The sequence below is a fragment of the Rhodococcus sp. F64268 genome, assembly GCF_023015605.1.
Classification (GTDB): domain Bacteria; phylum Actinomycetota; class Actinomycetes; order Mycobacteriales; family Mycobacteriaceae; genus Rhodococcus.
Genome location: NZ_JALKAI010000002.1, coordinates 359,640 through 374,768, shown reverse-complemented (window position 1 = coordinate 374,768; position 15,129 = coordinate 359,640). Strand labels below are relative to the sequence as shown.

Genomic DNA, 15,129 nt, shown 5'->3' with positions numbered 1-15,129 from the left:
CCTGACGTAGGGACGTAGCGGTTGTACACATGCGCATTTATGCATACGATGGCCCGGACCTGAAAGGGAGGGCCATGAGTTCGGGGCATGGACATTCACACGGCATCGGCCAGGGCCATGGGCAGGGCGCAGGACCGTCGGGTCGCACCATCCGCAGGATGGGTATCTCTCTCGCCGTTCTCGGTGTGTTCCTGCTGCTCGAAGCGGGCGTCGGACTGTGGATCGGATCGCTTGCGCTCCTCGCGGATGCCGGGCACATGCTCACCGACGTCGTCGGCGTATCGATGGGCATGGTGGCCCTGGTACTCGCCCGTCGCGGCAGCGCGGCGGCGGCCCGCACGTTCGGCTGGCACCGGGCCGAAGTCCTCACCGCGATGGCCAACGCGATCCTGTTGCTCGGCGTCGCGGCATGGGTGATGTACGAGGCGATCAACCGCATCGGCGACACCCCCGAAATCCCCGGCGCCCCGCTCATTCTCACCGCGCTGGCCGGGCTCGCCGCGAACATCGTCGTGATGCTGCTGTTGCGCGCCGACGCCAAGGGCAGTCTCGCTGTGCGCGGGGCGTACATGGAGGTGCTCGCCGACGCACTCGGTTCCGTCGGGGTCCTGGTCGCGGGTGTGCTCGTCCTGGCGTTCGGGTGGAGTTTCGCCGACGTCGTCGTCGGTGTGCTGATCTCCCTGTGGGTAGTGCCGCGTGCGGTGCGACTGGCGGCAGAATCGCTTCGCATCCTGACGCAGGCGTCGCCGAGTCATCTCGACGTCGACGCGGTGCGCGCCGATCTCGCTGCGCTGCCCGGAGTGTCCGGCGTTCACGATCTGCACGTGTGGACACTGACCACGGGTATGGACGTGGCGACCGTGCACCTGGTGAGCGACCACGACGCGAACTGGGTGCTCGACTCGGCGCGCACCACGTTGTCGTCGCACGGACTCGATCACGCGACCGTGCAGGTGGAGCGGACGATCGACGGACGCAAGTGCGAGGAGGACGTGACGTGGTGAGGTTCAGCCCAGCCGCACGGTCCAGCGCTCGCCACGGCCGTTGAGCCGCGTCACACTCAGCGGACGGACGTCGACCCTCCAGAACGCCGAGGCCGGCGCTCCGAGTGCGTGCACCACCGCTGCCTTGATGATCGCCGGATGCGTGACGGCCCCGATTCGCTCGGGTGACTCGTCGAAGGTGTCCAGCCACGCACCGACGCGCGCGATCAGGTGGGCGATCGATTCGCCGCCGTGCGGTGCTGCGTCGGGATCGGTCAGCCACGCTGCCAGTTCGTCTTCCGCGATGCTGCTCATCTGCACGGCCGACCACTTCGCGTAGTCGAGGTCGCGCAGTGCGGGTTCGACGGTCGCCGACCAGCCCAGAGCTGCTGCGGTGTCCACGGCGCGGATCTCCGGGGCCGTGATCGTGCGATCGACGACCGGCGGCGTGGCACGGTCGAGTTCACGTCGTCCGCGCTCGGAGAGCGGATCGTCGGCCGGGAATCGCACATGCTGTTGCGCAGGGGTGGAGGCGTGGGAGATCAGGAACAGGCGGGGCACGGGCCCAGTGTCCCTCGAGGTGCAGTGTCCCTCGCAGTGCAGTGTTCTCCGCTTGACACCGACTGACCTGCGGTGCCAAAGTTCGTCGGTACGCATGTGCCGAGGTGCAGGGAATCCGGTGAGAATCCGGGACGGTCGCGCCACTGTAGACCTGGGATCACAGATCTCGGGAAGTCAGAAAACTCCCACGGCACGTGACCTTTCGGATGGGACGCGCAATCCCAGGAGGTTGTCATGGCGGTAGTTCATACACCCGACGACTCACTCGGCTCGGCTGATTCACTCGGCTCGGCCGGGCTCGCTGTAATAGTGGCCGCAACGGTGATCCTCGCTTTCGTCGTGCTGTATCTGGTCGGATTCGATCAGGGAGCGATATCCCGTACCGGCATGTTCATGCACGAACTCATGCACGACGGCCGGCATCTACTGGGCCTCCCGTGTCACTGAGCGACACTCGGCCGACGTCGCCGGGCGGGCAGGCGATGCTGTCCGGGAGTTTCGTCCAGTTGCTGCTGCGTGGCCTCCTCGCCGGCCTGCTCGCGGGTCTGCTGGCCGGTGCGGTGGCATTCGTCGTCGGCGAACCCCACATCGATGCCGCCATTGCGATCGAAGAAGCCGCAGGTGAAGCGGCCGACCATGACCACGGTGGCACCGCAGTCGCCGTGGAGGGAGCGCACAGCCACGGCGACGACGCCGAGGTGAGCCGCGCAGGCCAGAAGGCCGGACTGTTCCTCGCGACCAGCCTTGCCGGCCTCGCGCTCGGTGCGCTGTACGCGTCGGTGCTGCACTTCGCCCGCCGCCACACCGATTTACCAGGCTGGAAACTGGCGCTGACCGGTGCGGGTGCCGCGTGGCTGGCGATCGAAGCCGTTCCGTTCTTCAAGTACCCGGCGAACCCACCGGCGGTGGGGGATCCCGACACCATCAACGAGCGCACGCTGTGGTGGCTCGCCGCAGTCGTGCTCGGCCTGGTCGCCATCGCGGTGGCGGTCGCGGTCGCGAAGGCCCTCTCGAACCACGATCTGCACACCGTCCGCATCGTCGGACCGCTGATCGCGCTCCTCGTCGTGGTGGGCCTGGGCTACCTCGTCATGCCGACCATCGATGAAGTGAGCGACGATTTCCCGGCGAGCCTGCTGTGGCAGTTCCGTGTCGCCTCGTTCACCGTTCAGGTCGCCCTGTGGGCGGCGCTCGGATTCATCTTCGCGTTTCTCAGCGAGCGTGCGGCGCGCGTTCGGGCTGTGGCCTGACGTGGGCGAAGGTATTCTCGTTGCCGGAACGACCTCGGACGCAGGAAAATCCGTGGTCGTCACCGGAATCTGCCGGGCGCTGTCGCGGCGGGGCCTGACGGTCGCTCCGTTCAAGGCGCAGAACATGTCGAACAACTCGATGGTCGCGGTCGATGCCGCGACCGGCGACGGGGTGGAGATCGGGCGCGCCCAGTGGATTCAATCCGTCGCCGCGCGCGCCGTTCCGGAATCCGCCATGAATCCGGTGCTCCTCAAGCCGGGCAGCGATCGGCGCAGCCACGTCGTCGTGCGCGGTCGTCCCGCCGGAACTCTCGAGGCCGGTGAGTTCGCGGGCGGGCGGAAGCACCTCGCGGAGGCGGCGTTCACCGCATTCGACGACCTGCGCGGACGTTTCGACGTCGTGGTGTGCGAAGGTGCGGGTAGCGCTGCCGAAATCAACCTGCGCGCACATGACTACGTCAACATGGGCCTCGCGCAACACGGGGGGTTGCCGACGATCGTCGTCGGGGACATCGACCGCGGCGGCGTCTTCGCGTCGATGTACGGCACGCTGGCCTTGCTCGATGCCGCTGATCAGCAGTTGATTCGTGGGTTCGTGATCAACAAGTTCCGCGGCGACGTGGGTCTGCTGAAACCGGGCCTCGATTCGCTACACGAGCTCACCGGGCGTCCCGTTCTCGGTGTCCTGCCGTGGCAACGCGACCTGTGGCTCGATTCCGAGGACTCGCTCGCCCTCACCTCGCGACCCTCACATGGCGACGAGGGTGCCCTCACGATCGCGGTGGTGATGGTGCCCCGCGTCAGCAACTTCACCGACGTCGACGCGCTCTGCCTCGAACCCGATGTGCGGGTCCGTTTCGTCGACGATCCGCGGGCTCTCGCGGATGCGGACATCGTGATCTTGCCGGGCACCCGGGCCACTCTCGCCGACCTCGAGTGGCTGCGGTCGCGGGGCCTCGACGTCGCCATCGTCGATCACGCCCGTGCGGGTGGTGCCGTGTTGGGGATCTGCGGCGGATTCCAGATGCTCGGACGCGAGATCACCGACCCGCACGGAGTCGAGGGACGCCCCGGCGCGGTGGCGCAAGGGCTCGGCCTGCTCGACGTCCGAACAGAGTTCGGGCCGGACAAAGTGCTGCGGCTGCCTTCGGGCACCGCGCTGGGTGCGCCTGCGTCCGGCTACGAGATCCACCACGGACGCGTGGAAGTCGGCGGCGCCGACGAGTTTCTCGGTGGTGCGCGCAGCGGCAACGTTTTCGGAACGATGTGGCACGGCAGTCTCGAAGGCGACGAACTGCGCGGTGCCTGGCTGCGCGAGGTAGCCGCAGGCTCGCATCGTGAGATCAGCACGGGCACGGTGAGTTTCGCGTCGGCACGCGAGGAGAGAATCGAGCTTCTCGCCGATATGGTCGACGAACATCTCGACGTCGATGCACTGTTGACGACGCTGACGGATTCGCCGGTGTTGCCGACCCTGTTGGGAACGCTGCGATGACCGTGCTCATTCTCGGAGGCGCCGGGGAAGCGCGAGCGCTCGCGGTTGCATTGCAGGACAGGGGAGTTGATCTCATCTCATCACTCGCAGGGCGCGTCCGGAATCCGCGGCTGCCGGTGGGGCCGGTCCGCATCGGTGGTTTCGGAGGCGTCGACGGACTCGCGAACTATCTGCGCGACAACAGTATCGACGCGGTCGTGGACGCGACGCACCCGTTTGCCGCGGGGATCAGCGCCAATGCGGCAGCCGCCTGTGCGCGTGCGAACGTCCCACTCCTGCGGTTGCAACGGCCAGGGTGGGCGGACGACGGCACGTGGATCTGGGTCGACGGCCACGACGCCGCTGCTACGGTAGCCGCGACCGGCGAGGGCATCTTTCTCAGTACGGGACGTCAGACGCTGGACCGTTTCGTCGGCCCGCTCGGTGGGCATCGGGTGACGGTGCGCGTGGTCGATCCTCTGGACCGCGAGGTCCCGCCGTCCTGGACGGTGGTGCAGGCCCGCGGGCCCTACACCGTCGAAGGTGAGCGAACGCTGATGCAGGACAACGGGATAGATACCCTCGTCACGAAGGATTCGGGCGGTGAACTCACCCGCGCGAAGCTCGCTGCCGCCGGTGAACTCGGGGTGCGGGTCATCGTGGTGCGCCGCCCCGCGGCTCCGGCCGGCGTCGCGACGGTGGCATCGGTCGACGATGCCGTCGAGTGGGTTCTCAGATCTGTGGACCCTCCGATCTGAGGTCGTCGACCTTCTTCATCGCCTCTCGTAGTTCGGTGAGCCACTCGTCGGTGTGCTGGCCGGCGAGTCGCACCGTCCATTTGAGCGCGTCGGAGCGTGATCGGGCTACCCCGGCGTCGACGAGAGTGTCGAGGACCTTGCGTTCGGGTTGACGCAGTCGCGTCATGACCGGCACCGCGAGATGGGTGAACAGGACGTCGTGGCCGCCGAGCGTGACCCCCCACGCGACCTTGCGGCCATAGCGGGCCTCGGCCTCGTCGGCGATGCGCATCCGTTCGGGGCGGGTGCTTTCCCGGAACCGGGAGATGCGTCCTTCGACGACTGCGTCGGACGCGTCGTCGGGTGCCGGGAGTTCGCCGGTCACGATGATTTCTTCGCGGTCGACCTCCACGGTGGCGGGCCCGGTGAACCAGTTGTCGGGTAGGCGGCCGGAGAACCATTCCTCGGCATCGCCGGCGTCGGGCACACCTGCCTGCTGCCAGCCTCCGGGGCGGCCGAAGCCGCGTGAGTGCATGTGTGGATTTCGCATGATCGTCCTCCTCGGACGGATCGACGTGCAGTTTTGCACTGATTACAGTGTTGCACTTATACGTGATCGGCGCCACATTGTGGTTGAGTGTGCAGTTCTCAACCGCAGGACCTGGAGCTTTCTCGGAAATCGGGTGCAGAACTGCACTCTCGGGTTTTCGCGCGGACGTTCACAGCAAACTGACAGGTTCATCGCACGTTTCCTCGAGCGCCGCTTGTTGTACTCGATTCGTTCATCGAGACGAGACGGCGAAGGGTGTGCCATGAGTGTGTTCGACCGGTTCCGCAGAGGTTCGCCCGGTGGTGCGGCGCATGCCGAAGACGTTCCCACCCGCCCCACCGGTTATCAGCAGACCGCGAGCAGACTGCACTCCTTCAATCGATACGAGATCAAATACCTCGTCGACGAGATGCGGGTCCCACAACTGCGTGCGGAACTGGCCGCGCGTATGGAGAACGACCCGTTCTCCCCGCACGGGGGCTATCCGGTGACGTCGGTCTACTACGACACCCCGAGCCTGCGCTTCTACTGGGAGAAAATCGAGGGGCTGAAGTTCCGCCGCAAGGTGCGGATGCGACTCTACGGCGCGCCGGACGAATGCACCGAGGACTCGTCCGTGCAGATCGAGATCAAGCAGCGCGTCAACCGAGTGACCCAGAAGCGCCGCATTGCCTTGCCCTACGGCGCAGCGCGAAGCTGGCTCGACGACCGTCAGGCCATTTGGTGCGACCCGTCGCAGCGACCCTTCGTCAACGAAGTGACCACCCTGATCGGCAACCTCGATCTGCGGCCGATCGTGACGACCGGATATCTGCGGGAGGCTTTCGTCGGCGTCGACGCCGATCTGGGTTTGCGCGTGACCATCGACCACAAGGTCCACGGCCGCGACCGAGATTTCCATTTCGCTGCGCCCGCCGAGAATCGCTTCACGATTCCTCCCAAGCTTGCGATCGTCGAGATCAAGGCGAACGAACGTGTCCCGTATTGGGTGACGGATATGACCGCGCGTCTCGACATGTCGGTGAATCGGATTTCCAAGTATTGCCAGTCCGTCGAAGCATTCGGACTCGCACCGCGGTCCCGAGTGGGCGCACCCGAACTCGTTGTGCCCGATGACGTAGACACCTCTCTGCCCACCGACGTCTTCCGCGCCGTTCCGGCCCACTGATCCACAGATACAGGACAACTTCATGAACTTCGATTTCCAGGACCTCAGTGGAACGTTCACGACACTCGACATCATCATGTCGCTGTCGTTGTCGTTCGTTCTCTCGGCCATCATCGGCTGGGTCTATCGCTACACCCACAAGAATGTCTCCTACAGCCAGTCGTATGTGCAGACCCTCGTCATGGTGGGCATGGTCGTGGCACTGATCATGCTTGTCGTCGGATCGAACATCGCCCGTGCATTCGCGCTCGTCGGTGCATTGTCGGTGGTCCGATTCCGCAACGCCATCAAGGAAACCCGTGACGTGGGGTTCATCTTCCTGGTGATGGCGATCGGCATGACCACCGGCACTCGCTTCTATGTGCTCGCGATCGCCGCGACCATCGCGATCTGCCTGGTGCTGGTGCTGATGAACAAGTTCAACTGGTTCAAGCTCGACGTTCAGCGACAGGTCGTGAAGGTCCAGGTGCCACCGGAGACCGGATACACCGACCTCGTCTCCGATGTGCTGATCCAGTACTGCACCGAGTTCGAACTGGTATCCACCGAATCCGTCCGCGGCGGTGCCCTCACCGAGCTGTACTACACGGCACAGCTGAAGAAGGGTAAGCAGTCCAGCGATCTGATCGCCGCGTTGAACGAGGTCAACGCCGGCCAACGCGTCACTGTCCTCACCGGATACGACCAGACGGACATCTGATGGACGAGCCCACGACCGGGCCGCGAAAACGGTTGCGGCACAGAATTCCGACGTCGCTGCGTCAGCATTGGAAGGTTGTCGTAGCGCTGGCAGCCTTTGTCGCGACCGTGGGAACGGTGTTCGGCGCCGCCCGCATCCGTCCTTACATCACCGGCGACGCCACCGTGATCACGTCCGAGATCACCGAGAACATCGCGGGCGCCGTCGACCTGTTCGACACGTCGGTCGAGCACGAGGTGTCGCTCGAGATCAGCGATGTCGAATACAACGACATGGTCGACTCGTACGTCGACGACGGCGAGAAGGAGTGGGTCACCGCCGACATCACCATCGACGGCACATTGATCACCGACGTCGGCGTCCGACTCAAGGGCAACTCGACACTCTCGGCGTTGCGAGGCGGCATGGGAGGCGGCCCAGGTGGCGAGGACGGCGGGTTCCGGACGCCGGAAGGAATGGAACTACCGGAGGAGTTCGAAATCTCCGAGGACTTCGACCCTGCAGCGATGTTCGGCGGAGGTAGCGGTATGCCTGGGATGGGCGGCACCAGTATTTCGGTGGACGATCCGACGTCGCTGCCGCTGCTCATCGACTTCTCGAAGAATGTCGACGGCCGGGCATATCAAGGGATGACCCAGCTGTCGGTGCGACCGGGCTCACCGGTACTCAACGAAGCAATGGCGTTGTCGCTCACGGCCGCAACCGACCAGGCGACGCAGCGTTACGCCTACTCGGTGTATTCGGTCAACGACAGCGCGACCGCGACGCGTCTACTGCTCGAGCACCCGGACGAGTCGTACGCGAACTCCCTGTTCGACTCCGACGGGTATCTCTACAAAGCCGATGCGTCGTCGAAGTTCGCGTACGTCGGCGACGATCAGGCCGACTACACCGATCAGTTCAAGCAGCTCAATGCCGAGGGAACGGGCGACGTACAGCCGATCATCAGCTTCCTGAAGTGGATGGACTCGGCGAGCGACGAAGAGTTCGACGCACATCTCGCAGACTGGGTCGACGTCGACTCGTTCGCGCAGTACGTCGCCACGCAGAACCTCCTCGTGAACGGCGACGACATGTCCGGGCCCGGCCAGAACTACTACCTCTGGTACGACCTCGACACGGAGAAGATCTCGGTCGTGTCGTGGGATCTCAACATGGCAATGCAGAGCGGAACGACGGCCGGACCGAACGATACCGTCTCCATGGGCGGCGGCATGGCACCACCTGAAGGGATGGCCCTGCCTGAGGGGATGGCCAGGCTGAACCGCGGAGACGGAGGTGGGCCGTCGAGGGGAGGGAACACGCTGAAGACCCGGTTCCTGGCGTCCGACGCCTTCACCGGCGTCTACGAGGCGGCCTACTGGGATCTGTACGAACAGATGTACGGCAGCGGGCTGGCACTCGAGATCCTCGACGGTCTCGCGTCCAGCGTCCCGGTCAGCGACGGTCTGACCTCGGAAAGCCTGCAGTCGAGCGTCGACTCGATGCGGACCTGGATTCAGCAGCGCACTGACGCGCTCGCAGCGATATAGAAGCAACGCGCGTAGACAGCCACAACAGTTCTGAACGGTTGTGGCTGTCTACCACTGCCGCAAACTCGAATCACCGAGTGGCGCAGGCGACGAGCGCGGCCACTGCCAGTGCACCCAGCCCCACGCGGGAAGCGAGCCGCGCAGTGGGACCGATGTCGTCAGGTGTGGGTGCCGGCCCGTCGCCCAGCGTGCCGCGGTCTTCGGTGTCGCCGTGGTAGACGTTGATGCCGCCGAGCTGCACCCCTAGCGCACCTGCGAACGCCGATTCGACGGGCCCTGCATTAGGGCTTGGATGCCGATGCGCATCCCGCCGCCACGCGCGTATCGCAGCGCCCGGACGCGGACCCAGGCCGGCGGCAAGCAGCGCGGACAATCGTGCGGGAGCGAGGTTGAGCAGGTCGTCGAACCGTGCCGAGGCCCACCCGAACTTCTCCAGCCGGGGGGTGCGGTGACCGACTCGGGCGTCGAGCGTATTCGCTGCGCGATATCCCAGTAGTCCGGCCGGGCCGAGCAGTGCACCCCAGAAAAGCGGTGCGACAACGGCATCCGAGGTGTTCTCCGCGACCGACTCGATGGTGGCCCGCGCGATGCCGTTCTCGTCGAGCTGTGACGGGTCGCGTCCCACCAGGTGCGTCACCTGAACCCGCGCGGATGCGAGGTCATTGTCACGCAGCTGCGCGTCGATGGTGCGGGCCTCGCGCCCGAGTGAGCGACCACCGAGAACCACCCATGTGGCGAGAGCGGTGACACCGATACCGAGCCAGGGCCGGGACCGGGTGGCGCGATCGGTCGCACCGCCGAGCGCCGTCGCAGACCCGACGAGCAGCGACGTGAACACCACACCTGCGGCGCGGTTGTCGGCGTAGAGGATCTTCTCCGTGGCGCGCGCGAGCCTGCCGAATCCGCTCACCGGATGCCAGCGACCGGGGTCGCCGAACACCTGATCGGCCGCGTATCCGAGCGCCAGACCAGCGGCTCTCGACGTGCCGCTCACAGGATCGACCGCCATGCATCGGTCAAGGCATCGGTCACTGCCCGGTCGCGGACGGCGATCCGCACCCACTCGTCGTCGAGACCCGGGAACGTGTCGCCGCGGCGGAGCGCGAACCCCTTCGAACGCAACGCCTCCCGTGTTCCCTGCACTACCCGGACGAGAACGAACGGAGCGGCCGGATCTCCCGCGACCTCGAGCCCGAGACCGGTCAGTGCCTCCACGAGCGCGGCCCGATCGGTGGTGATCTCGTCGGCGATCACGCTCGCCTCATCCGTCGCTCTCGGTGCGGCGCATGCGATCATCGCCGCAGCCGCGGGTGTCGATACCGACCACGGCGGTTGTTGCGCCGCGAGATCGACCACTATCTCGGGGTCGCCGACGACGTATCCCGCGCGCACGCCGGGGATCGCCCAGGTCTTCGTCAACGACCGCACCGTGATCAATCCGGAGATACCCTCGTTCGAGAGCGATTCGGTTTCCCCCGGTATCGCATCCATGAACGCCTCGTCGATCACCACGACCCGGCCCGGACGCACCAGCGACCGCAGCGTCGACGCCGGGTGCAGCACCGACGTGGGATTGGTGGGATTGCCGACGATCACCAGATCCGCGTCGTCGGGCACCGTGGCAGGATCCAGCCGGAACCCGTCGCCGACACGCAGCAGGACGCGCCGGACCTCGTGGCCGGCGGCGAGGAGCGCAGCTTCGGGTTCGGTGAACTGTGGGTGCACCACCACCGGCATCCGCCAGGGACGTGCACGCGCGATCAAGGTGAATGCCTCGGCGCCGCCGGCGGTGGGCAGCACGTCGTCGATGCTGCGACGGTGCCGTCCGGCCAGTGCGGCGCGTGCCGCATCCGGGTCGGGATAGCGGTCGAGTGCATCGAGCGACGACCGCAGCGCCTCGTCGAGCCATCCCGGCCGCGGCCGCCGCGACACGTTCACCGCGAGATCGATCAGGCCGTCGGCGACGTCGCGATCCCCGTGATGGTGAAGGTCCGGTACCACGACACGAGGGATCCGCGGGGGCGAGGCCACCGGCGTGGCCGCACGTGCGGCGGCGACGAAGCGCTCCGCGAGCCGAGGGTGGCCGGCCCAGTGCGTGTGCAGATACGACGCGTGCAGCGTCGCGGTGGCGAATCCGTCGGGCCGCCCGTTCAGCAACCAGGCGGGGGAGGTGCCGGGTTCGACGGTGGTGCGGTGGAACTCGTGACCCGTCACTCGGGTTCCTGCGGGTCCGAGGAGACTGTCGGCGGGGGCGATCGCAGTGCGGTAGCCGAGCGTCAGGCGCGGTGTCATGCGGGCGGAAACGTCCAGAGCACCGACCATGTCGGCGCCGTCGACGTCTCGACACAGATACAGCAGACCGGCGCATTCGGCGACGGTGGGCACACCGCCTGCGATGGCGGACCGAAGGTGTTCGCGTAAAGGAGCATTGGACGAAATGTCCGCCGCGTGCACCTCGGGGAAGCCGCCGCCGAGATAGATGCCTGCGGTGTCGTCGGGCAGGGTTTCGTCGCGCAACGGGTCGAACGTGACCGTCCGGCATCCTGCCGCGCGCAGGATCTCCTCGGTCTCGGTGTAGCGGAACGTGAATGCGCGTCCCCCCGCGACGGCGATCACGGGGCCGTCGGCGCCCGAGATGGGCGGTGTCCACGGTGTAGCGGCCAGGTCGGGTGCGGAACGCGCGATGCGCTCGACCTCGTCGAGGTCGATGTGTTCGGTGATCTGCGACGCGAGGCGATCCAGTTGCCCCGCTGCCTCAGCGCGCTCCTGGGCCGGGACGAGTCCCAGATGCCGCGACGGCGCGGCGATCCCGTCGTCGCGTTGCAGTACGCCGAGAACGGGGATGCCGGTGGATTCGAGTGCGGAAACGACCTCGTCCGAATGTCGCGGCGATCCGGCCTTGTTCAAGATCACGCCGGAGATGCGGACACCCCGGTCGTACGAGGCCATGCCGTGGACGACGGCGGCGATGGAGCGCGAGGCGTGCGAGATGTCGACCACGAGGATCACCGGTGCACTCAGCAGCCCTGCCACGTGGGCAGTGGATGCGTACCCGTCGGTACCGAGCATCCCGTCGTAAAGACCCATGACGCCCTCGACGACCGCCATGTCGGCGCCGCTCGCGCCGTGCAGGAACAACGGCGCAACCAGATCGTCGCCGACGAGGTGCGGATCGAGGTTGCGTCCGGGTCGGCCGGTCGCGAGCGCGTGGTAGCCGGGGTCGATGTAGTCGGGGCCGATCTTGTGCCCCGACACCGTGTGGCCGGCGCGGCGTAACGCGGCCATGAGACCTGTTGCCACGGTCGTCTTCCCGTGCCCGGATGCCGGTGCGGCAATGACGAAGCGTGGAATGGCTACCATGCTGCACCCTCTACCACGCTGTACCCTCTACCATTCGATGCCCTTCTGGCCTTTCTGCCCTGCATCCATCGGATGCTTGATCTTCGTCATCTCGGTGACCAGGTCGGCGACCTCGATCAGCTTGGGGTCGGCGCGACGCCCGGTGATCATCACGTGTTGATGTCCGGTCCGCGACGTCAGCGTCTCGACGACCTCCTCGACGTCGATCCAGCCCCAATTGATCGGATAGGTGAACTCGTCGAGCACGTACAGTCCGTGTTGCTCCGCGGCGAGACGTCGCTGAATTTCGCGCCACCCTGCGAGAGCATCGGCGGCGTGGTCCTCGTCGCTGCCTTCCTTGCGCGACCACGACCAGCCCGAGCCCATCTTGTGCCATTCGATCGCGCCGCCGGTGCCGCGCTCGTCGTGCAACTCACCGAGGGTTTCGAACGCGGTCTGCTCGCCGAGCCGCCACTTCGCCGACTTCACGAACTGGAACACCGCGACCGACCAACCCTGATTCCAGCCGCGCAAGGCCAACCCGAAGGCGGCGGTGGACTTGCCCTTGCCGTCGCCCGTGTTGACCATCAGCAGGGGCCGGTTGCGGCGTTGGCGGGTGGTGAGCCCGTCGTTCGGTACGACCTCGGGTTGTCCCTTCGGCATCAGGCTGCCCTCCCACGCACGATCGAAGTGAGGGCATCGGCATGAACCTCGCCCACCTGCACATATTCGGCGCCGAGCCGGTCGGCGAGTTGCGCCGCGAGCCCCATCCTGAAGCGACCGGTCTCGGAGTCGACGATGACCGCCGCGACCCCCTGGGCCCGAAGGACATCGGCGGCCTCGAGTGAACGGGCGACCGCGTCGGTGCCCGAGGTCGCGCGTCCGTCGGTGACGACGACGAGCAGCGCCCGCCTGTCCGGGTCGCGCAGCCGATGACGCCGGAGCGTCTCGGCGGCCTCGGCGAGTCCTTCGGCGAGGGGCGTGCGTCCTCCGGCCGGGAGCTCCCGCAGCCGGGCTGCGGCGACATCGACGGAGTTGGTCGGGGGCAATGCGACGGTGGCGCTGTTGCCACGGAACGTCACCAGGCCGACGGTGTCGCGGCGACGGTACGCGTCGAGCAGCAGAGACAGGATCGCTGTCTTGACCTGTGTCATCCGCTGTCTGGCGGCCATCGACCCGGACGCGTCGACGCACAGCAACACGAGGTTCGCTTCCCGGCCCTCGACGATCTTGCGTCGCACCTCCCAGCCGCGTGAGGACAGCGCGCTCGCGCGGATCGTCGCGGGTAGGTGGATCGAGCCGGTGTCGCCGGCGCGGTCGCCGACGGTGCGCCCGATGGTGGTGGCCGCCTTCGATCGCCGGCCCGCGACGCCACGTCCGGTGCGGTCGACGGAGAACAGTCGTGTCCGGTACGGATCGGCCGGTGCATCCACCGAGTTCGGAACGCTTGCGTTCGAGCCGGACGGTGAGTCTGCAGGGGAGTCCTCCGGGTCGGGTGCGCCGCCACCGTCGGGGTCGTCGTCGGGATCGAGGTCGGGATCAGGCTGCGAATCGGGCCGGTTCAGCAAGTCGTCGAGCAGGTCGTCATCGGTATCGGGATCGTCGAACGGGTTGCGGCGCCGCCGATGCGGCAACGCGAGTTTCGCCGCGACCGCCACGTCCTCGCGGGTCACCTCGTCACGACCGGACCATGCCGCATGCGCGACCGCGGTCTTGGCCGTGACGAGATCGGCGCGCATACCGTCGACGTCGAACGCCGCGCATATCTCGGCGATCGAGACCAGAGCGTCGTCGCCCAGTCGCACCGTCGCCACGCGTTCGCGGGCCGATGCGATCCGCCGGGACAAATCCTGCTCGGCCGCGGACCACTGCGCGACGAACGAGTCGGGGTCCGCGTCGAATGCGAGGCGACGGCGCACGATCTCGACGCGCAACTGCGGGTCGCGGGGCGCTGCGACATCGACGGCGAGCCCGAACCGGTCGAGGAGCTGCGGACGGAGCTCACCCTCCTCGGGGTTCATGGTTCCAACCAGCACGAACGTCGCAGCGTGACTCACGGACACGCCGTCTCGCTCCACCGTCGAGCGCCCCATCGCGGCGGCATCGAGCAGTAGATCGACGAGGTGGTCGTGCAGCAGGTTCACCTCGTCGACGTACAGCACGCCGCGGTGTGCGAGCGCGAGCAGACCCGGCTCGTACTCGGCCGTACGAGCCGACAGCGCCTTGCCGAGGTGCAACGAGCCGGTGACGCGGTCTTCGCTCGCGCCGACGGGGAACTCCACGAGCCGTGCGGGCCGGAGGTGCGACAGCGCGTCGGCCGAGTGGGGGCCGTCGGGGCAGTGCGGATCGGGGGAGGCCGGGTCGCAAGCGAACCGGCAGCCGTCGACTTCTGCGACCTGCGGCAACAACCCCGCTTGCGCACGCACCATGGTCGATTTGGCGGTGCCCTTCTCGCCGCGCACCAGCACACCGCCGATCGACGGCGACACCGCGCACAGGGTCAGGGCCAGCGCCAGGTCGTCGGAACCGACGACAGCGCTGAACGGATACACGAGCACTCCAACCTCCACAGGCTCCCGCTGGGATGTCCACTTCGGCAACCGATCGAAGGCCGGTCTTCGGACTTCCCGGTCGAGCGTCGTGCGATCACCTTCCCGGACCTGGCGGTCCAGTGGCTGCGCTCATGCGCATGATCGACGACTCCCGGGTCACCGCAGCGGGCCTGTGCCGGATTCTCACCGGCTTCCCGATTATCCCTGTGAAGGGCACCTTCGATGTGTGTTGCTGCGGCCGAGTCTATCCACACCCACCCGTCTCCCGGACCACGGGCTACTG

The 15,129-nt window shown here is 66.8% G+C and carries 14 protein-coding genes and 2 riboswitches; of the genes, 8 read left to right on the top strand and 6 right to left on the bottom strand.

Going from position 1 to position 15,129, the window contains the following annotated elements; genetic code table 11:
- The first annotated feature begins 74 nt into the window (after positions 1–74).
- The gene (locus MWU77_RS06240) at positions 75–1,004 is read left to right on the top strand and encodes a cation diffusion facilitator family transporter (RefSeq protein ID WP_169687050.1); all 930 of its coding nucleotides are present in this window, start codon (positions 75–77) and stop codon (positions 1,002–1,004) included.
- A gap of 3 nt (positions 1,005–1,007) precedes the next feature.
- Here MWU77_RS06240 and MWU77_RS06235 read toward each other — a convergent pair whose 3' ends face one another.
- Positions 1,008–1,544 (bottom strand): histidine phosphatase family protein, encoded by a 537-nt coding sequence (locus MWU77_RS06235; RefSeq protein WP_247273190.1) that lies wholly within the window; start codon positions 1,542–1,544, stop codon positions 1,008–1,010.
- Positions 1,545–1,613: 69 nt separating this feature from the next.
- Positions 1,614–1,748: riboswitch (cobalamin riboswitch) on the top strand.
- A gap of 30 nt (positions 1,749–1,778) precedes the next feature.
- Here MWU77_RS06235 and MWU77_RS06230 point away from each other — a divergent pair.
- From MWU77_RS06230 to MWU77_RS06215, 4 genes are read left to right on the top strand one after another with little or no spacing between them, the layout of a single operon-like run.
- Positions 1,779–1,991 (top strand): CbtB domain-containing protein, encoded by a 213-nt coding sequence (locus MWU77_RS06230; RefSeq protein WP_169687048.1) that lies wholly within the window; start codon positions 1,779–1,781, stop codon positions 1,989–1,991.
- 35 nt (positions 1,992–2,026) lie between these two features.
- Positions 2,027–2,794, top strand: a complete 768-nt coding sequence (locus tag MWU77_RS06225) for a CbtA family protein (RefSeq protein ID WP_247273435.1) — start codon at positions 2,027–2,029, stop codon at positions 2,792–2,794.
- 1 nt (position 2,795) lies between these two features.
- Complete coding sequence (locus tag MWU77_RS06220) at positions 2,796–4,289, top strand: cobyric acid synthase (protein WP_247273189.1); 1,494 nt, start codon at positions 2,796–2,798, stop codon at positions 4,287–4,289.
- A complete protein-coding gene (locus MWU77_RS06215; protein ID WP_247273188.1) occupies positions 4,286–5,026 on the top strand; it encodes a cobalt-precorrin-6A reductase in 741 nt (246 codons plus the stop codon). The genes MWU77_RS06220 and MWU77_RS06215 overlap by 4 nt, the downstream gene beginning before the upstream one ends.
- Here MWU77_RS06215 and MWU77_RS06210 read toward each other — a convergent pair.
- Complete coding sequence (locus MWU77_RS06210; RefSeq protein ID WP_169687045.1) at positions 5,001–5,555, bottom strand: hypothetical protein; 555 nt, start codon at positions 5,553–5,555, stop codon at positions 5,001–5,003. The two genes, MWU77_RS06215 and MWU77_RS06210, sit on opposite strands and share 26 nt — an antisense overlap.
- A gap of 262 nt (positions 5,556–5,817) precedes the next feature.
- Here MWU77_RS06210 and MWU77_RS06205 point away from each other — a divergent pair, with 262 nt between their 5' ends.
- The 3 genes from MWU77_RS06205 to MWU77_RS06195 are packed head-to-tail and all read left to right on the top strand — an operon-like array spanning position 5,818 to position 8,955.
- Complete coding sequence (locus MWU77_RS06205; RefSeq protein ID WP_247273187.1) at positions 5,818–6,723, top strand: polyphosphate polymerase domain-containing protein; 906 nt, start codon at positions 5,818–5,820, stop codon at positions 6,721–6,723.
- Positions 6,724–6,745: 22 nt separating this feature from the next.
- Positions 6,746–7,423 carry a DUF4956 domain-containing protein gene (locus MWU77_RS06200; protein WP_169687043.1) on the top strand — a complete coding sequence of 226 codons (678 nt, stop codon included), beginning with the start codon at positions 6,746–6,748 and terminating at the stop codon, positions 7,421–7,423.
- Positions 7,423–8,955 (top strand): CotH kinase family protein, encoded by a 1,533-nt coding sequence (locus tag MWU77_RS06195; RefSeq protein ID WP_247273186.1) that lies wholly within the window; start codon positions 7,423–7,425, stop codon positions 8,953–8,955. Before MWU77_RS06200 ends, MWU77_RS06195 begins: the two co-directional genes overlap by 1 nt.
- 70 nt (positions 8,956–9,025) lie before the next feature.
- Here MWU77_RS06195 and MWU77_RS06190 read toward each other — a convergent pair whose 3' ends face one another.
- Genes MWU77_RS06190 through MWU77_RS06175 form a run of 4 tightly spaced genes read right to left on the bottom strand, consistent with a single transcriptional unit; the run spans position 9,026 to position 14,852 of the window.
- A complete protein-coding gene (locus tag MWU77_RS06190) occupies positions 9,026–9,949 on the bottom strand; it encodes a cobalamin biosynthesis protein (RefSeq protein ID WP_374229816.1) in 924 nt (307 codons plus the stop codon).
- Positions 9,946–12,315 (bottom strand): cobyrinate a,c-diamide synthase, encoded by a 2,370-nt coding sequence (locus MWU77_RS06185; RefSeq protein ID WP_247273185.1) that lies wholly within the window; start codon positions 12,313–12,315, stop codon positions 9,946–9,948. Before MWU77_RS06185 ends, MWU77_RS06190 begins: the two co-directional genes overlap by 4 nt.
- Before the next feature lie 27 nt (positions 12,316–12,342).
- Positions 12,343–12,957 carry a cob(I)yrinic acid a,c-diamide adenosyltransferase gene (cobO, locus tag MWU77_RS06180; RefSeq protein WP_169687039.1) on the bottom strand — a complete coding sequence of 205 codons (615 nt, stop codon included), beginning with the start codon at positions 12,955–12,957 and terminating at the stop codon, positions 12,343–12,345.
- Positions 12,957–14,852 carry a VWA domain-containing protein gene (locus MWU77_RS06175; RefSeq protein WP_247273184.1) on the bottom strand — a complete coding sequence of 632 codons (1,896 nt, stop codon included), beginning with the start codon at positions 14,850–14,852 and terminating at the stop codon, positions 12,957–12,959. Before MWU77_RS06175 ends, cobO begins: the two co-directional genes overlap by 1 nt.
- A 33-nt stretch (positions 14,853–14,885) precedes the next feature.
- Positions 14,886–15,082: riboswitch (cobalamin riboswitch) on the bottom strand.
- Between the last annotated feature and the right edge of the window lie 47 nt (positions 15,083–15,129).